This is a genomic window from Streptosporangium nondiastaticum, assembly GCF_003011965.1.
Lineage (GTDB): Bacteria > Actinomycetota > Actinomycetes > Streptomycetales > Streptomycetaceae > Streptomyces > Streptomyces nondiastaticus.
This window is the reverse complement of the sequence record NZ_PXWG01000027.1, coordinates 20,983-36,516: the sequence shown is the minus strand read 5'-3', so window position 1 is coordinate 36,516 and position 15,534 is coordinate 20,983. Positions and strand designations below refer to the sequence as shown.

20 protein-coding genes are annotated in these 15,534 nt (G+C 70.5%); 19 read left to right on the top strand and 1 reads right to left on the bottom strand.

The genetic code is table 11. From position 1 onward, the window contains the following. Positions 1–44: 44 nt before the first annotated feature. Positions 45–851: a GntR family transcriptional regulator gene (locus B7P34_RS13475; RefSeq protein WP_106676195.1), complete on the top strand. Its 807-nt coding sequence runs from the start codon at positions 45–47 to the stop codon at positions 849–851. On the opposite strand, the gene B7P34_RS13470 is transcribed toward B7P34_RS13475, so the two are convergent. Then, complete coding sequence (locus B7P34_RS13470) at positions 835–1,971, bottom strand: helix-turn-helix domain-containing protein (protein WP_106676244.1); 1,137 nt, start codon at positions 1,969–1,971, stop codon at positions 835–837. The two genes, B7P34_RS13475 and B7P34_RS13470, sit on opposite strands and share 17 nt — an antisense overlap. Before the next feature lie 342 nt (positions 1,972–2,313). On the opposite strand from B7P34_RS13470, the gene B7P34_RS13465 reads away from it, so the two are divergent. The 18 genes from B7P34_RS13465 (at position 2,314) to B7P34_RS13385 (ending at position 15,525) form a co-directional block, all read left to right on the top strand. Next, positions 2,314–2,679, top strand: coding sequence for a hypothetical protein (locus B7P34_RS13465; protein WP_106676193.1), 366 nt, complete (start codon positions 2,314–2,316; stop codon positions 2,677–2,679). 241 nt (positions 2,680–2,920) lie between these two features. Next, the gene (locus B7P34_RS13460) at positions 2,921–3,193 is read left to right on the top strand and encodes a WhiB family transcriptional regulator (protein ID WP_223267818.1); all 273 of its coding nucleotides are present in this window, start codon (positions 2,921–2,923) and stop codon (positions 3,191–3,193) included. After that, the gene (locus tag B7P34_RS13455) at positions 3,190–3,570 is read left to right on the top strand and encodes a SpdD protein (protein ID WP_106676191.1); all 381 of its coding nucleotides are present in this window, start codon (positions 3,190–3,192) and stop codon (positions 3,568–3,570) included. The genes B7P34_RS13460 and B7P34_RS13455 overlap by 4 nt, the downstream gene beginning before the upstream one ends. 112 nt (positions 3,571–3,682) lie before the next feature. Further along, positions 3,683–3,928, top strand: coding sequence for a hypothetical protein (locus tag B7P34_RS13450; RefSeq protein WP_106676189.1), 246 nt, complete (start codon positions 3,683–3,685; stop codon positions 3,926–3,928). Beyond that, positions 3,925–4,050 (top strand): hypothetical protein, encoded by a 126-nt coding sequence (locus tag B7P34_RS39385; RefSeq protein WP_286157475.1) that lies wholly within the window; start codon positions 3,925–3,927, stop codon positions 4,048–4,050. The genes B7P34_RS13450 and B7P34_RS39385 overlap by 4 nt, the downstream gene beginning before the upstream one ends. Beyond that, positions 4,047–4,790, top strand: a complete 744-nt coding sequence (locus tag B7P34_RS13445) for an exonuclease domain-containing protein (protein ID WP_106676187.1) — start codon at positions 4,047–4,049, stop codon at positions 4,788–4,790. The genes B7P34_RS39385 and B7P34_RS13445 overlap by 4 nt, the downstream gene beginning before the upstream one ends. After that, positions 4,787–5,899: a hypothetical protein gene (locus B7P34_RS13440; protein WP_106676185.1), complete on the top strand. Its 1,113-nt coding sequence runs from the start codon at positions 4,787–4,789 to the stop codon at positions 5,897–5,899. The genes B7P34_RS13445 and B7P34_RS13440 overlap by 4 nt, the downstream gene beginning before the upstream one ends. 5 nt (positions 5,900–5,904) lie before the next feature. Next, positions 5,905–6,114, top strand: coding sequence for a hypothetical protein (locus tag B7P34_RS13435; protein ID WP_106676183.1), 210 nt, complete (start codon positions 5,905–5,907; stop codon positions 6,112–6,114). Positions 6,115–6,214: 100 nt separating this feature from the next. Next, positions 6,215–6,457: a hypothetical protein gene (locus tag B7P34_RS13430; RefSeq protein WP_106676182.1), complete on the top strand. Its 243-nt coding sequence runs from the start codon at positions 6,215–6,217 to the stop codon at positions 6,455–6,457. Then, positions 6,454–7,395 (top strand): DUF2637 domain-containing protein, encoded by a 942-nt coding sequence (locus B7P34_RS13425; protein WP_106676180.1) that lies wholly within the window; start codon positions 6,454–6,456, stop codon positions 7,393–7,395. The genes B7P34_RS13430 and B7P34_RS13425 overlap by 4 nt, the downstream gene beginning before the upstream one ends. Continuing rightward, positions 7,392–8,051, top strand: coding sequence for a GGDEF domain-containing protein (locus tag B7P34_RS13420; RefSeq protein WP_106676178.1), 660 nt, complete (start codon positions 7,392–7,394; stop codon positions 8,049–8,051). Before B7P34_RS13425 ends, B7P34_RS13420 begins: the two co-directional genes overlap by 4 nt. Beyond that, positions 8,048–8,602 carry a hypothetical protein gene (locus B7P34_RS13415; protein WP_106676176.1) on the top strand — a complete coding sequence of 185 codons (555 nt, stop codon included), beginning with the start codon at positions 8,048–8,050 and terminating at the stop codon, positions 8,600–8,602. Before B7P34_RS13420 ends, B7P34_RS13415 begins: the two co-directional genes overlap by 4 nt. After that, entirely contained in the window at positions 8,599–9,207 is a 609-nt protein-coding gene (gene traA / locus B7P34_RS13410; RefSeq protein ID WP_106676174.1) for a plasmid transfer protein TraA, read from the top strand. Before B7P34_RS13415 ends, traA begins: the two co-directional genes overlap by 4 nt. A gap of 25 nt (positions 9,208–9,232) precedes the next feature. Then, entirely contained in the window at positions 9,233–11,314 is a 2,082-nt protein-coding gene (traB, locus tag B7P34_RS13405; protein WP_106676172.1) for a plasmid transfer protein TraB, read from the top strand. A gap of 85 nt (positions 11,315–11,399) precedes the next feature. Beyond that, complete coding sequence (locus tag B7P34_RS13400) at positions 11,400–12,284, top strand: bifunctional DNA primase/polymerase (protein WP_106676170.1); 885 nt, start codon at positions 11,400–11,402, stop codon at positions 12,282–12,284. Continuing rightward, positions 12,281–14,128 (top strand): ATP-binding protein, encoded by a 1,848-nt coding sequence (locus B7P34_RS13395; RefSeq protein ID WP_223267817.1) that lies wholly within the window; start codon positions 12,281–12,283, stop codon positions 14,126–14,128. The genes B7P34_RS13400 and B7P34_RS13395 overlap by 4 nt, the downstream gene beginning before the upstream one ends. 3 nt (positions 14,129–14,131) lie before the next feature. Continuing rightward, a complete protein-coding gene (locus B7P34_RS13390; RefSeq protein ID WP_223267816.1) occupies positions 14,132–14,365 on the top strand; it encodes a helix-turn-helix domain-containing protein in 234 nt (77 codons plus the stop codon). Further along, on the top strand, positions 14,362–15,525 hold the full coding sequence (locus B7P34_RS13385) for a site-specific integrase (protein ID WP_106676168.1): 1,164 nt from the start codon (positions 14,362–14,364) through the stop codon (positions 15,523–15,525). The genes B7P34_RS13390 and B7P34_RS13385 overlap by 4 nt, the downstream gene beginning before the upstream one ends. Positions 15,526–15,534 lie beyond the last annotated feature (9 nt).

Sequence of the window (15,534 nt, the reverse complement as noted above, 5' to 3'; positions counted from 1 at the left end):
CAGCAGCGGCTGCGCCGTAGACGAGTCGGGGGTGTGCTCAGAGGATGGGGCCGAAGACCGAACGGGTCGACAAGACGATCCGGGAGTGGATTATGTCAGGGAGACTCTCGCCCGGGGACAAGTTGCCGTCGGAACGCACGCTGTCGGAGCAGCTCGACATCGGGCGCACGGCCCTCCGCCAAGTGCTTGCACGGCTTGTCGCTGAAGGCGTTGTGGAGGTGCGAAACCGCAGCTCATACCTCGTGTCGCCTCGCCCTGCTGCAGCCGAAAGAGTCAGTACGAGCTCGCCAGGTCCGCTTGAGCCGTGGCAGATCCATGGGGAGCGAACCGTCTACGACAACCGCTGGGTTCAGCTCGCGCTTGTCGATGTTGAGCCGCCGGGAGTGGAGCGTTTCGAGCACCACGTCGTCCGGCTGCAACACGTCGCCATCGCAGCGGTAGTAGACGATCAGGACCGCGTCTTGATGCTCTGGCGGTACCGGTTCGTGCCGGACAAGTGGGGGTGGGAGCTTCCCGGCGGCATTGTGGACGCGGGGGAAGAAGCTCTTGCGACAGCCATGCGTGAGACGGAAGAAGAGACGGGCTGGCGTCCGGCTCTGCTGGAGCACGTGGTCACCTATCAGCCCATGGTCGGCATGGTTGATTCGCCCCACGAGATCTTCGTGGGGCACGGGGCCGAACACGTTGGGGACCCCACGGACGTGGAAGAGGCTGGCCATGTGGCCTGGGTGCCCTTGTCGGACGTCCCAGGACTCATGGCGCGTGACGAGCTGATGGGGTCCGGAACCCTGGTCGCGCTGCTCCACCTGCTGGCCAATCGCCGGACGGGTTCTGTTACAGCCGCTTCGTGAGTTGCTCGATTCGCCGGCGATGCCGCACCGAACCGGTGCGGCTCGCCAGCAATCGGGCCTGCCGCAGGTGCTCTTGCGCCTGGTCGTACTCCTCACGGGCGAGATGCGCCTGAGCGAGGTCGCACCGCAGGCCAGCCGTGGCACGAATGAACGACGGGTCACGCCTCTCCAAGGCCGTGTAGAGGCTGCTCACTGCTCGATCGTCGCCGAGAATCGCGAGTGCATTGCCGCGCCAGCGCGTCAAGTGCGCGCCGTTGAGGAAGATGCTCAGCATGTCTGGGTCGCGGTCCTCAACCCCGCCGGGTAGGGCGTCGAAGGCCAGGTCCAGCGACCGGCGGCAGTCGTCGGCCAGGCCGGCGCGCGCACAGATTTCGGCCTCTGCTGCATGCAGCCAGGCCTGAAGGCGTGGCGACAGTCGGCCAGCTCCGGCGCGCCAAGCGTCCCGGACCAGGTCGACGGCCAGTTCAGGGCGCCCCGCGTCGCACAGCACGTAAGCCTGCTCCACCATGGCATGGGCAAGGTACATCGGCTCGTTCGCCTCTTGAGCTGCCCGTTTGCCTAACTCGTAGTGTCGCCAGGCGCGCTCTACCGAACCAACGTCGAGCGCCTGCCACGCGGCAAGAGTCGCAGCGCTGGCCAAGGCTCGTGCAACCGGCCGCCGAGTCTCTGGGAGGACGGCGAACGTGAGCGCGTCTTCCAGGGTCGAGAGGTGCCCGGTCATCTGGTCGACGAGGCCACCGGCTCCCATCTGCCTGTCGACTGTGCGCAGCAACTCCGTCTGGTTCATGAACGTATCGACCATGGTCAAGCTCACGCTGCGAGCAGACTCGATCCGGTTCACCAGGTCGTCGTAACCGCCGACGACAGACGGAGTCTCCGTGCCGCCAGTCGGACGGCTCATCAGCTCGTCGTTAGTGATCCCGAGCAGGCCCCGCAGTACGGCTGCGTACCTCGGTGAGATGTTGCGGCGGCCGTTCTCCCACTCGGAGACGTAGACCCGCAGGCTGGCTGTCGATGCCACGTCCGAGAGGTGCTGCTTCGCGTACCGTTCGATCTCGCGGACCAGCCGTTCCTGCGACCAACCCTGCGCCAGCCTGGCCTGTCGGAGTCCCTCGTTCACGCTCAACACCCCTACCGCAGAGTCCTGTTGGGTGCTGAGGAGCAGCATGCCTTACGTTGCTGCTGGTGGGGAGGTCTTAACTATCAACTTGTTAAGCCTTGTTGGCTGGTAGGGAGTTGAGTCATGAGATTTCCTGGAACTGCGTCGATGCGATGAGTTCAGCGGATGTTTCGCCGAACCCCTTGCATCTGGTGCGCACCAGGAGCACGCTACTGGTGCGCACCAGATGGGGCGCGAAAGCCCCTGTACGGCCATGCCGTCAGGGGATCGGATGCGATGCCGGGAGCGGCGCCCACCGCCAAGTAGATCGCCGCCCCCGCTTCCTGTGAAGAGGAGCTCACAGTGCTTGACCAGCGTACGCCCCTGCCCAGGCGCGGGTTCGTCCCGGTGCCGGTGGCTGCCGATCTCTCGGTGGTCTTAGGCAAGGTGGCCAGTTTCCTGGAGATGTTCCCGGGGCTGCCGGCACCGTCGTTGACGGTGGACTCGGACAGCTTCCACGTGCAGTTCTCGTTCCTGCCGTCCGACGTGCTGTTCCCGTCCGTGGCCCGCGTGGCCAGGGCGTTCGGGACCGAACCTCACCTGAGGCAGATGTCCGACGGGCACTGGCACTTCACGGCCCGCGGCTGCTGGCAGGGGCTGGACGTGGCCGTTTTCGCGTCAGTGTCCCTGGCCACCGACGAGGACCGTCTCGGCGAGGCGGCCGCGTGATGCCCGCCGCGCCCGGATACGACCGTCGTCCGGTGTGCCGGACGACGCTTTGCCCCCGTTGTGCCCGGTCGGTGCAGGTCTCGCGGTGCCGGACGGCGGCGCGGGAGCTGTGCGGGGCCTGTGGGTGCGAGTTCTCCCCGCGTTCGCGTGTCGAGCGGGCGGGGGTGCTGCGGTGAGGCGCGTCAGCACGACCGTTCGCGGTTCGTCGCGGCCGCATCTGCGTCTGGCCAAGGGGCCGTGGGTGTCGCCGCACCGCCTGCCCCCGGGCGGACGGCAGGTCCTCGGCGCGGACCTCATGGTCGTCGACCACGCGGCATGCGCCGGAGAAGAGCCCGAGCTGTTCTTTGCCGTGGATCCCGGTGCCGTTGCGCTGGCGAAGCGCATCTGCGGCCGGTGTCTGGTCCGGGAGGCTTGCTTGGCCCGTGCGCTCGCCAACGGCGAGAGGTTCGGTGTGTTCGGCGGCCTGACCGCCGACGAGCGCCAGGACCTCAAGGGCAGGAGGGCAGCGGCATGAGTACGCCCTTCCTGCCCCGGGAGCCGTTGCCCGGCGACCGCGCACAGGTCCCGGCCGTCTTCGACGCGTTCGGCAACCAGATCTTCCCGCCCCCGGCGCCGCAGGCCGCGCCCGCGCATCACTGCGCCGTCTGCCGCTGCGACCACAGCACGGGCCGCCACTCGCGTGAGGTCTCGCGCCTGACGCCGGGTGCGGCCGTGGCCCTGGGCGCCGGCGGTGTACTGGTGACCGGCGTCGTCCTGGTCGCGCTCCTGCTGTCGGTCGCGGTCGTGGCCGCGTCCGTCGCGGTGGCCGCACTGTCGCTGGCGGTCGTGGCCGTCGTCCTGCGCTCGCTCCTGAACAGCACGCAGGACCCGCGGCACACGCGCCGCCGCTGAAGCCCTCTTCCTCTTCCATCCCTGTGCTGCCGGGTTCCGCCCGGAGGGCTTGGTTCGTGCTGTCCGCACGGGCCCGGCAGCACCCCCGATTCCTTCCGGAGGCTGTGCCTTCATGTCCAAACTCGACGACCTCACCCGCCGGTTCACCGCGCTGCAGCGCGCTCACGACGAGCTCGTGGCCGCCGCACGCACGGCTGTCGCGGCGTACTGGGACGGCGACGAGCAGCCCATGGCCGCGCTCATCGACACCCTGGACGCCCTCGGCGTGCTGCCGGAGTACGCGCCGCAGCTGACCGACCAGGCCCTCGACCTGTTGACCGCCGGCGGCGGCCGCGTGGTGGGGAGGCGGCTCGCGTGAGCGCCCGTACCCGCTGCCGCGTCTGCGGCTGGAGCCGCACCTACCGCAACCAGTACGCCGGCCGCCGCGCCACCCGCTCCCACACCTGCCCGCCCCTCCCGGCGAAGGGATTACCGCGATGACCGCCCCGACCTGGCCCGATGGCCGCTTAGTGGCCTTCGACACCGAGACCACCGGCATCGCCCACGACGCCGACCGCATCGTGGCCGCTGCCGTCGTCGAGACCGGCGGCGGGCTGGAGACGAAGGTCAGCGAGTGGCTGATCGACCCGGGCATGGAGATCCCGGAAGCGGCCACGGCAGTGCACGGCATCACCACCGAACGCGCCCGCGCCGAAGGAGCACCGGCCGCGGCGGCGGTCGAGGAGATCACCGCGATGCTCGCGTCGCTGATGGGCGCCGGGCACCCGCTGGTGGTCTTCAACGCCCGCTTCGATCTGACCCTCCTCGACCGCGAATGCCGCCGCCACGACCTGGTGCCCCTGGCCGACCGCCTCTCCAACGGTCAGCTGGCGCCGGTCATAGACCCGCTGGTCATCGACCGACAGCTCGACGGCTTCCGGTCCGGCTCCCGCAAGCTGCCCGACCTGTGCCGGCACTGGCAGGTCCGCCACGACGGCCCGCACACCCCGGTCGCCGACGCCCTCGCTGCCGCACGCCTGGCCTGGCGCATCGGCCACGTCTTCCCCCGTCTCGGCGCCATGGACCTCCGCGCCCTCCACGCGCTGCAGACCGAGCAGGCCGCGAAGCAGGCGGTCAGCCTGCAGCGGTACCTGCGCCGCACTGACTCCACGGCGTACGTCGAGCCCGCCTGGCCGTGCATCCCCCACACCACCAACGACACGGAAGGACACCAGGGATGACGATCGAACTGTCCGACGTCGGGGTCACGGGGCTGCGCACGGCCGTGGCCAGGGCCCTGCCGCACATGACCACCGACTGGCCCTGGGGCGGGTTGCTCCTCGACCTCGACGGCACCCACCTCTACGCCGTAGCCACCGAACGCCACACCCTCGCCATCGGCCGCGCCGAAGCCAGCCGTCCCGCACCGACGTGGCGCGCGCACATCGCGGCGGCCGACGCCCTCTCGCTGGGCCGCTTCCTGAACGACACCGACCCGCGCGACACCGTCTTCCTGACCTACGCCGAATACGGGGACGAGGGCGTGCCCGAGGTACGCCTGCGCGGCCGCCACGCGAGCCACACGGTTTCGCTCACCGGCAAAGATGACTTCCCCGACTGGCGCGAGATCGCCGCCAAGGCTCTCGAACAGCCCGCGGCCGATGAACCGGTGTGCTTCACGCTGCACATGTTCCAGCGCTGGGCCGCCGTGGGGGAGCAGGCGACCTTCAGCCACCGAGGCGCCCACCGGGCCGTCGTCGTCACTGCCGATGACTTCCTCGGCTTCCACATGCCCTGCCGCCTCCGCACCAGCCCCACACCCGCGCTGGACGACTGGCACGAGGCCATCACTCGCCCCCGGAAGGACACAGCCATGCCCGACACCACCGGCCCGGTCGCACACCTGCGGGAACTGGCCGTCGACTTCCGCACCCGCACAGACCAGGCCCGGGCACAGGCCCGCCGTGAACGGGAGGAACACGAGCGGCAGGACATCGCAACCCGCGCGCCCGTCTGCATGGAACGCCTCTTCCCGCAGACTCTCGGCCTCGGCCTGTCCCCGGAGGCCTGGCAGGGCTACCCCGGCGGCCAGGAGGACGCACGGCCCATGGCCGTCGCGCACCTGGGCGAGGGCATGTTCGTGACGTACGAGCGGCGCACGACCGCCCTGGACGACCCCTGGGCGAGCTCGTACGACGTCGTGGTCCTGCTGCGCCCGTGCTCGTGCGGCAAGTACATCGAGAGCGTCATTGACAGCGACTACAGCCTCGCCCTGGTCCTCGCCGACGCTGAGATCGTCACCGCGTGCGTGAGCGACTGCACCCCATCCGGCGAGCGCGAGGAAGGCTGATCACCGTGGCCATCCTGCCCCCGCCCACCGGAAGCACGGTGATGGACCCCGTGATCCGCAGCGGCCGCTACCTGGCCGTGGGCACCACCAGCCACCTGCACCTGCGCGGCTGCTGGCACGTGTGGACCACCGACGGCACCTACATCGGCTACGCCACCGACCCCGGCCTGATCTCCCTGGTCATCGCCCGCCACGAGAACGGCCACACCCCGTAGCACCCGCTGCTCCCCGCCCGGCGCGCTGGCCATCGAGCCCGCGCCGGGCGGGACCCCGCCCCCTTCTTCCTTCTCTCCTGGATCGGAGGCCCCTGCCGTGATGCCCACCCTGGCCACCGCGCCCGTCGCGGCGGCACCCGCGGTAACGGTGTCGATCACCGTACTGCTGGCCGCCATCGGCATCGCCTTGTGCGTGTGGGTCGGTCACCGCTGGTCGACCCTGATCGTCGGGCTGCTGATCGGCCTGTTCCTCACCGGCACCGGCTTCGCCGAAGGCACCAAGAAGGCCGTCACCACCGTCGCCACCACCACGCTCAGCGCCCTGTCGGAGGCCGTCCGGTGACCGCCCCGACCGACCCCCGCGACAACGCCACAGCTGTGCGCCATGACTGGCCGCTCGCGGTGGGCATGGGCGCGGTCGGCCTGGCCGCTGCCGCGTCCTCCTACGCCGCCCTGCAGGACCTCGCCTTGCGCACCAGCTGGTGGCCGTGGCTGTCCTGGCTGCTGCCGGTGACCGTGGACGCGTACGCGCTGACCGCGGTCCGCGTGTGGCTGGGCCGCTCCACCCGCAGCCGTACGGCTCGCACCTGGGCGAAGGCCAACGCGATCGGTGGCATTGCCCTGTCGGTCGCCGGCAATGCGGTTGACCATGCCGCCGCGGCCGGGGTGATCCCGGTGTCCTGGCCGCTGATTGTCGCGGCGTCGGCGATTCCGCCCGTCGTCCTGGGGCTGCTCGTGCACATGGCCCACCTCCGCCACCAGACCCCTGCCGACAGCACCCCTGACGGTACGACCCAGCACCCCGCCGCCGACGGTAGTCCCCCGCTCGGTACACCCCCTGCCGAGGCGGAGGAGCAGCCTGCGGCGGAAGGGGTACCGGCACCCCCGGCCCCTGTTCATGACCGGTCCGCGGCCGACGCCCGCCCGCCGAAGCCGCGGAGGGACCGCCGGACAGTGGCCGCGCGCAGGCCACGACGGGCCCTGCCGTCCGGCAAGAGCGACGAGGAACTCATCGCCGCTGCCCGCGAGCGCATGGCGGACGGCGGAGAGGCCTCGGCGACCTGGCTGATGAAGACCTACGGCATCGGCACCGGCCGCGCCGCCCGCATCCGCGACACCGCCCAATGCCTACCGCGGCTCGCTCCCGTACGTGAACTACCGCCCCCGCCCGCCACCGACGAGGCACCCCCGCCCGCCGTGCCCGAACTCGGCGACCCCCACGTCCTCGGCGCTGCACCCGAGCAGGCCGCCGATGACCGCGAAGAGGAGAAAGCATCGTGACGCCCCTCCTTCAAGCCCTGCCGTTGGCCGCCCCGGTGGCCGGCTGGGCCGCCCACGCCCTCTACCTCGCCCGCCGATTACGCACTGCCCGCACCGACCCCCTGACCGGCCTGATGAGCAGGAGCGCCTTCACCACCCGCGCGCTGCGCGCCATCAGCCACCCGCACGTCGCCGTTCTCCTCCTCGACCTCGACGACTTCAAAGGCGTCAATGACACCTACGGCCACCACGCGGGCGACCAGGCCCTCGCCGCCGTCGGACACCGCCTCGCCGCCTGGTGCGCCGACCGACGCGGATTCGCCGCCCGCCTCGGCGGCGACGAGTTCGCTGCCGTCGTCCGCCTCGCCCCGGACACCGACCTCCACGACGAACAGCTCTACGGACTGTGGAGGCACCTGTCCGCACCGGTCGACACCGGCAGCGCTGTCGTCCACCCCAGCGCCGCGATCGGCATTTGCCGGGTGACCGACCGTCCCGGCACCGACCTCTCCGGACTGCTGCGCGGCGCGGATGAGGCGATGTACCGGGCCAAGCGCCTCGGCCACCGCTGGCAGCCGGCCTGCCGGCACGACGTCTACCGCACCGTCAACGGCCGCCGCATCGGCCGCCCTGGCACCGCCGTCCCGCCCCGGAACTCCCGGAAGGTGATCCCGTGACCGGCCCGCGGTACAAGCGCGACACGACCACCGTCCGCATCCCGCGGCAGCGCCACACCTGGGGCCGACGGCAGACCCCGATCGTCCTCGTGGTTCCCGAGCAGCCGACCCTCGGGCAGCGCCTGGCCGCCGCCCTCGGCCGCGCCGCCTGGAAGCGCCGCCGCGCCGCACTGCCCCTCCTCGCCGCCGTGGCCGGCTTCGTCGCCGCCGCGGTCGTGCACGCGGCCGCGCCGTGGACCTGGCTACCGCTCGCCGTGGGTGCTGCTGCCCTGCCCATCTGGCTGGCCTGGGTCCAGCGGCGGCGGCCCAGCCCCGACCCCCGTGTGCGCACCTGGCGCTACGGCCTGGCGGCTGTGGTCCTCACGGCCGGGGCATGGGCCGCGGCCGCTGTGGCTGCCGGGCCGACCACCGGCCCGCTCCCGCTGCTGTGGCTGGCCCTCGCCATCGCCATTCCCCTCGTCCGGCGTTCCCTGCGCCGCTCCACGGCCACCGCCCCTGTGCACGAGCCGAGCGACATCACCCAGCCCGTTGAGAAGGAGTACGACTCATGACGACCCCGCCCTACGGACCCGGCCCCGCCTCCGGCGCAGGCAACCGCTCAACCGGCAGCCGTTCCACGGGAAGCCGCGCCTCCGGCACCGGCCCCGGGACGAACGGCAGGGGCTCCCGGCAGCAGCGCACCACCAACCGCTCGTACCACTTCCACGTCGGCGGCAACGGCTCCGGCAGCCGCAACGGCGGTCGTCACGGGGGAGTCGGGGACGCTGGCACCGGATTCTTCCGAGACCAGGGCCGCGGACGCGGAGGCGTCCACAGCCCGCTCGCTGACCCCGAGTTCTTCTCCAACGTCGACATCCGCAACTACTGCGAGAACGGCCGCGGACTGTTCCTCCAGCTCTCCTTCGAACTCGCCTCCGCCTCGGAGGTCCTCGAAGCCGTCCTGAAGGAGGTGCCCGATCCCGAGGGACGCGCGTTCGGATCCCGGGCCCGGGCCCGGCGGGTGGCGAAGCGGATGAAGAAGGCCGCGGAGGACACCCGCGACACCGCCAAGAACCTGGCCGCCACCTACGCCGCCTTCCAGCGCGAGTTCGACCCTGAACTCGCCCCCTACCGCAGCCGTCAGCGTCCCGGCCAGCGCTTCGACTTCAACGGCTGACCTGCACGTGAAGGAGGTATGAGCCGTGTCCCAGCCCGCACCCGAGCAACTCCACGAAGAACACCTGCGCTCCGCGCACGGTGGCGGCGGAGTGGTCGAGTACCTGTTGCACCGGGTCAAGCCGCACCTGCCCCCGTGGCTGGTGGGGGCCGGGACCGGCCTGGTCTCCCTGCCCGCGCACTACTACTGGGCCGACAACGCCGCCGCCACCGCCGGACTGACTCTCACCTCCGTCGCCCTGACCGGCGTCACCTGGTGGGCAGGCAGGAGTACCACCGCACAGCGTCGCCTCCACTCCGCCATCACCGTGGCCGCGGGAACCGGCTGGTTCACCGCGGCCGCCATCGCCGGACCCGGCGCCGGGCCCCTGGGTGGCCTGTACTTCATGGGCGCCCCGGCCGTCGCCCTCTCCTGGAACATCCGCCAGATCCTGCGCCGCAACCCCGACGCACCCGGAGCGGGTGGCGACGGCGGGCTGCTGGAGAAGGTCGGCCTGGCCAAGACCCATATCACCCGCACCGACGTGGCCCCGAACAAAGCCACCTTCGACCTGCAGCTCCCGCGCGGCGAACTGACCACCGACGACGTCACCAAGGCCGCGCCGCTGCTCGCCAGCGCCCTGGACGTGCCCAAGACCGCCATCCGCGTCACCCCCGACCCCGACAGCGCCTCCCGCGCCCAGCTCACGGTCGTTCCCCTCGACCTGTTGAAGAACACCGTCCCCTACCCCGGCCCCTCGCACCCCGGCGGCAGCATCGCCGACCCGGTCGCCGTCGGCATCTACGAGGACGGCACCGTCGCCGTCCTCTATTTCCCTGGCGACCCGGCCACCGCCCGCAACGCCATGCACCTGCTGATCATGGGGATGACCGGCTCGGGCAAGTCCGAGGGAGGCATGACGGCCCTGGCCGAAGTCCTCTCGCGCCGCGACGCCATCGTCTGGGCCTCCGACCCGGCCAAAGCCGAACAGACCCTCGGACCGCTCCTGCCCGCCATCGACTGGGCCGCGCTGGACATGAAGTCCACCAAAGCCATGATCGAAGCCATCAAGGCCGTCATCCCCGCCCGTACGGCATGGCTGGCCAAGTACGGCTACAAGCAGTGGGTCCCTGAGTGCGCCGAGACCCAGGCCGACGGCTCACCAGGCATGCCCTACCTCATCGGCTGGTTCGAGGAAGCCGCCAAGACCATCCGCGAAACCGACGAGGACGTCTTCACCGGCATCGCCCAGGAAGCCCGCTCCGCCGGCGTGACCTTGGTCGTCTCCCTGCAACGCGCCTCGGCCAACCAGGTCTCCACCGACACCCGGGCCTCCCTCGGCTCCTCCTGGTGCTACGGCGTTCGCAACGACCGAGACGCGGGCTTCGCACTCGACGACGACGTTCTCGACGCCGGCGCTGCCCCGCACCTGTGGAAGGACAAGAAGCCCGGCTACTGCTACCTCGTCGCCAACGGCATCCCCGAGACCTTCTGGGCCACCCCTGCCCGCTCCTACCTCACCCCACGCGAACACCTCGACTGGGTCGTCCTGACCTTCGCCGAGACCCGCCCCGCACTCGACCCCGTCACCGCCGAAGCCGCGGCCCGCGCCGCCGGCCGCCACTTCACCCAGCGCACTCGCTACCCCCTGCCCGGCACCACTGACGCCCAGCCCAGGGAGACCACCGTGACCGACCACGACCACGAGCCCTACGACCAGGACGAGGAAGACGGCTACACGGACGAGTACGAGCAGCACGCGATCGGCGCTGCCTTGCACGACGAGGACGACGAGGACGGCCAGGCCGACGAAGCCGACATCGACCCGGAACGGGAGCTCCCCGCGGCCACGCACGTCGTGCAGTTCGCCGAGCCCGCGCAGGGTCGGCGCCGCGAGCGCATCTCGCCCGCCCGGGCCCGCCAGGTGATGGAAGAGATCCTCGACGAGTTCGAGGCGGAAGGCCGCACGACCGTCGGTCCCAAGGACTTCATGGAGCACTGCGACCGCCACGGCCGCGGCCGCTCGTGGGTCTCCGGCCAGGTCGCCGACTTCATCCTGGCCGGCCGCCTCGCCGAGACCGGGGAGCCCGGCGAGTACCGCATCGTCCGCGACGACCAGGCCGCCTGACGACCCTGACGCGTCAGACGCGTCTGACACCTCCGGCCTGACACCCCTGACACCCCTGGCCCCCGCACTCCAGGAGAACGACCACATGCACCCGACAGGCCCCGACCACCCTCCGGCCGCCTCCGCGAAACTCGCCGTGGCTGCCGCCGCCCGAGGGCTGGCAGTGATACCCCTGTCCCGCACGAAGATCCCAGCCGTTCGTTCCCCGCACCGTGACGAACCGCGGACCACGCGCCGCTGCCGCGGCGAATGCGGCCGCATCGGACACGGCGTCCACGACGCCACCACCGACCCTGAGGCGATCCGAGTCCTGTTCGACGCAGCCCCCTGGGCCACCGGCTACGGCATTGCCTGCGGTCGGCCTCCACACCACCTCATCGGGCTGGACCTGGACGTGAAGAACGGCGACGACGGACCGGCCGCACTCCAGCAGCTCGCCAACGCTCACGGCTTCGAAGTTCCGCCCACGCCGACCGTGCTCACCCCGAGTGGCGGCCGCCACCTGTGGCTCTCCGCCCCCGACGGCGCGGTCATCCCGAACTCGGTGGGCCGCCTGGCCCCCGGAATTGACATCCGCGGCACCGGCGGCTACCTCGTCGGCCCCGGCTCCCGCACGCTGCGCGGCACTTACGTCTTTGACCCCACCACGGCCCAATTGCCCGTCGCTTCGGTTCCACCGCCGTTACTGCAACTCCTCCGCCCGGCCGGAGGCCACCACAGCGCATCGCCGGCCGCGGTGCCCATGTCCGGGAGGCGAGCCGTCGCCCTGGTGGAGTTCGTACTCGACGCGCCGCCGGGGGAGCGCAACAGCCGTCTGTACTGGGCCGCCTGCCGGGCCCGCGAGTCGGTCGACGGCCCGCAACTGGCCGCCGCCCTCATCGAGGCTGCCTGCCACGTCGGCCTGACCGAGGCTGAAGCCCGCGCCACCGTCGCCTCTGCCGCACGCCGCGGCGGCCGGAGCAGCCGGTGACCACGCACGTCAACGGCACCACCCGGACCAGCAGCGCCGACCTGGCCCGGAAACTCCTGGAAAACAACGGCGTCGACCCCGACAAGAAAGGTCCCTCACAAGCCTCACTGCTGGCCGCCCTCGCCCGCGAACGCTACGAGCTGTTCATGTCCGACGATGGCCGCCCCTATGGCATCCCCGTCGGCGGCCCCAACATCGCGCTACCGCTCCGCGGCAAAGCGGGCCTGCGCTCGCAGCTCGCTCGCATCTTCGCCGACACCCATCACGGCACTGTTCCCTCACAGTCGGCGCTCGCCGACGCCATGACCGTTCTGGAAGGAGTCGCCGCTATGGCCAACCCCCGCACGCCCCAATTACGCGTCGCCCGCCACGACGACCGCATCATCGTCGACCTCGGCACCACCGACGGCCGTTGCGTCGCTATCGGCCCCGACGGCTGGCAGCGCCTGGGCGCATCCCCCGTCGTCTTCCGCCGATCCGGCGCCATGAAGCCCCTGCCCGAACCCGTCCGCGACGGCGACGGCCTGGCCCAGCTCCGCGAGCTGCTCAACATCACCGACGACGGCTTCCGCCTCCTGGTCGCCTGGCTCGTCGCCGCCTTCATCCCGGACCTGCCCCACCCGATCCTGACCTTCCGCGGCGAACAGGGCACCGGCAAGTCCTGGAGCGCCGCCATGGTCATCGGCATCGTCGATCCCTCCGGCGCCCCCAAACGCACCGCACCGCGTGACCTGAAGTCCTGGGCCGTGCAGGCCTTCAACTCCTGGGCCATCTGCCTCGACAACGTCTCGATCGTCCCGGACTGGCTCTCCGACGCACTGTGCCGCGCTGTTACCGGCGACGGCATCGTCGACCGCGCCCTGTACACCGACGACGACGTCGTCGTGCTCGAATTCCGCCGCGTCCTGGCGATGACCACGATCGACGCCGGCGCCCTCGCGGGCGACCTGGCCGAGCGGTTGCTGACCATCGAGCTGCAGCTCATCCCCGACCACAAACGCCGCGAGGAAGCCGAACTCAACCGCGCGTACGCCGACGCGCACTCCGCGATCCTGGCCAGCCTCTTCGACCTCCTCGCCCAGGTCCTCAAAGCCCTGCCGAAGGTCACTCTCACCGAACGGCCCCGCATGGCCGACTTCGCCCGCGTCCTGGCCGCCGTCGACAACGTCACCGGCTGGCACACCCTCGACTCCTACCGCGCCACAGCCGCCGGCGCAGTCGCCGACGTCCTCGACGGCGAACCCTTCGCCCAGGCCGTCGTCGACCTCGTCGACAAAGCCGGCCCCGACGGCGTGACCCTCACGGCGAGCCAACTGCTCGAAGCGGTCGAGACCCCCGACAAGCTCCCCAAGAAGTGGCCCAAGGACTCCACCCGCGCCGGCGGCCAGCTCAAACGCCTCGCCCCCGCGCTACGGACGATCGGCATCGAGGTCGACGACTCCCAGCGCGGACCCAAGCCGAAGAAGCAGCGCCTCTACTGCCTCACCGCATCACCAGAGAGAAGGTGCGAAACAGCGTTCCCAGCGTCCCCCCAAGCCTCCAAACCGTCCGTGACCTGCGGAAACAGGGGGGACGCTAGCGAAGGGGCCTCAGCATCCCCCCACCCCGCCGAGGGGGACGCTGACCCCCGCACAGCGTCCCCCCACGCCACCCCCTCTGACCTGCATAAACGTGAGAGGGGGGACGCTGGGACCGCTGGGAACGCTATTTCGTACCTTCTCTCTGGTGACCCCACCCCCACCCCGCGGTGCACCGAGTGCGACACCCCACTCGCTGACTTCCTCGTCGCCACCGGCGAGACCACCCACCCCGGCTGCGCCCCCACCCTCACCGCCAGGAGCTGACCCGTGCCCAACCACCCCAGCGTGATCGCCACTCGCGCACCGCGCCGCCGCCTGCACAGCGTTGAAGCAGCGGCGGAGATCCTCGGCATCGGCCGCAGCACCACCTACGAAGAGATACGTCTCGGCAGACTCCGCACCGTCCGCCGTGGCCGCCGGCGCCTGGTACCCGCGGAGTACATCGACGATTACGTCGAACTGCTCAAGGCCGAGACGTCCGTCGCTGAGAGCCGCGCATGACCGATCGGCTCGGAAAAGCCCGCAAGGCAGGCAACGGAGAAAACTCGATCTACTGGGACAAGTCCAAGGGCCGCTGCATAGGCGCGATTTCCCTCGGGTACACGGCGACCGGTAAGCGCCACCGCCCCAAGATCACAGGCAAGACCAAGACGGAAGTCCGGGACAAACTCAAGGAACTCAAGAAGGAGCTTGACGCCGGCGTCAAGTCGTCCGCGCGGTACACCGTCGGTCAGGCGGTGGAGGCATGGTTCACGTCAGGCCTGAAGGGGCGCGCAGAAGGAACCCTCACGACGTACCGCAGCCTCGCGAACAACCACGTCATTGCGGACCTGGGTAGCGCCAAGCTGCGCGACCTGGAGGCCGACGACTTGGACGAGTGGCTCGACGTGAAGGCGGAGATCCTCGCGGACCAGTCACTGAAGATCGTGCTCTCGATCCTTCGCCGCTCCATCAGCCATGCACAACGCAGGAAGCGCGTGCGGCGGAACGTGGCGGAACTCGTCGAACTGCCCGACGGGCGCCCGGGTCGCCCGAGCAAGTCGCTCAGCCTCGAACAAGCAGAGATGGTTCTCAGAGCCTGCAAGGGCAGCTGGATTCACGCCTACGTCGTCCTGGCACTGCTCGTCGGCGTGCGTACAGAAGAAGAACGGCCGCTCACCTGGCGGCACGTGCACTTCGCCGGCGCTGACGGGTCCTGGCCCTATGTCGAAGTCTGGCGATCGGTTCGCCGGCACGGGGAGACGAAGACGAGGAAGAGCCGCCGATCCCTCCGCATGCCCCGCCAGGTCGAGGCGGTGATGCAGGCCTACAAGCAACAGCAGATGCAGGCCCATGGGGACGACTCGACGTGGAGTGACGACAGGCTTGTCTTCCCCGGAGACGCGGGAGAGCAGCGCGACGCGGTGGACGTGCTCCGTCACTTCAGGACCTTGTTGGGAGAAGCGGGGTTCGAGAACCCCAAGGCATGGACGACGCGAGAACTGCGGACGAGCTTCGTGTCCCTGCTGTCGGACCACGGCATGCCGATCGAGGAGATCGCCCGCGTCCTCGGCCATGACGGCACCGCCACGACGGAGAAGGTGTACCGGAAGCAATTGCGTCCCGTGATTACGTCCGGCGCGGAGGCCATGGACGAGATCTTCGGCGACGGTTCAGCCTGATCCGGATGT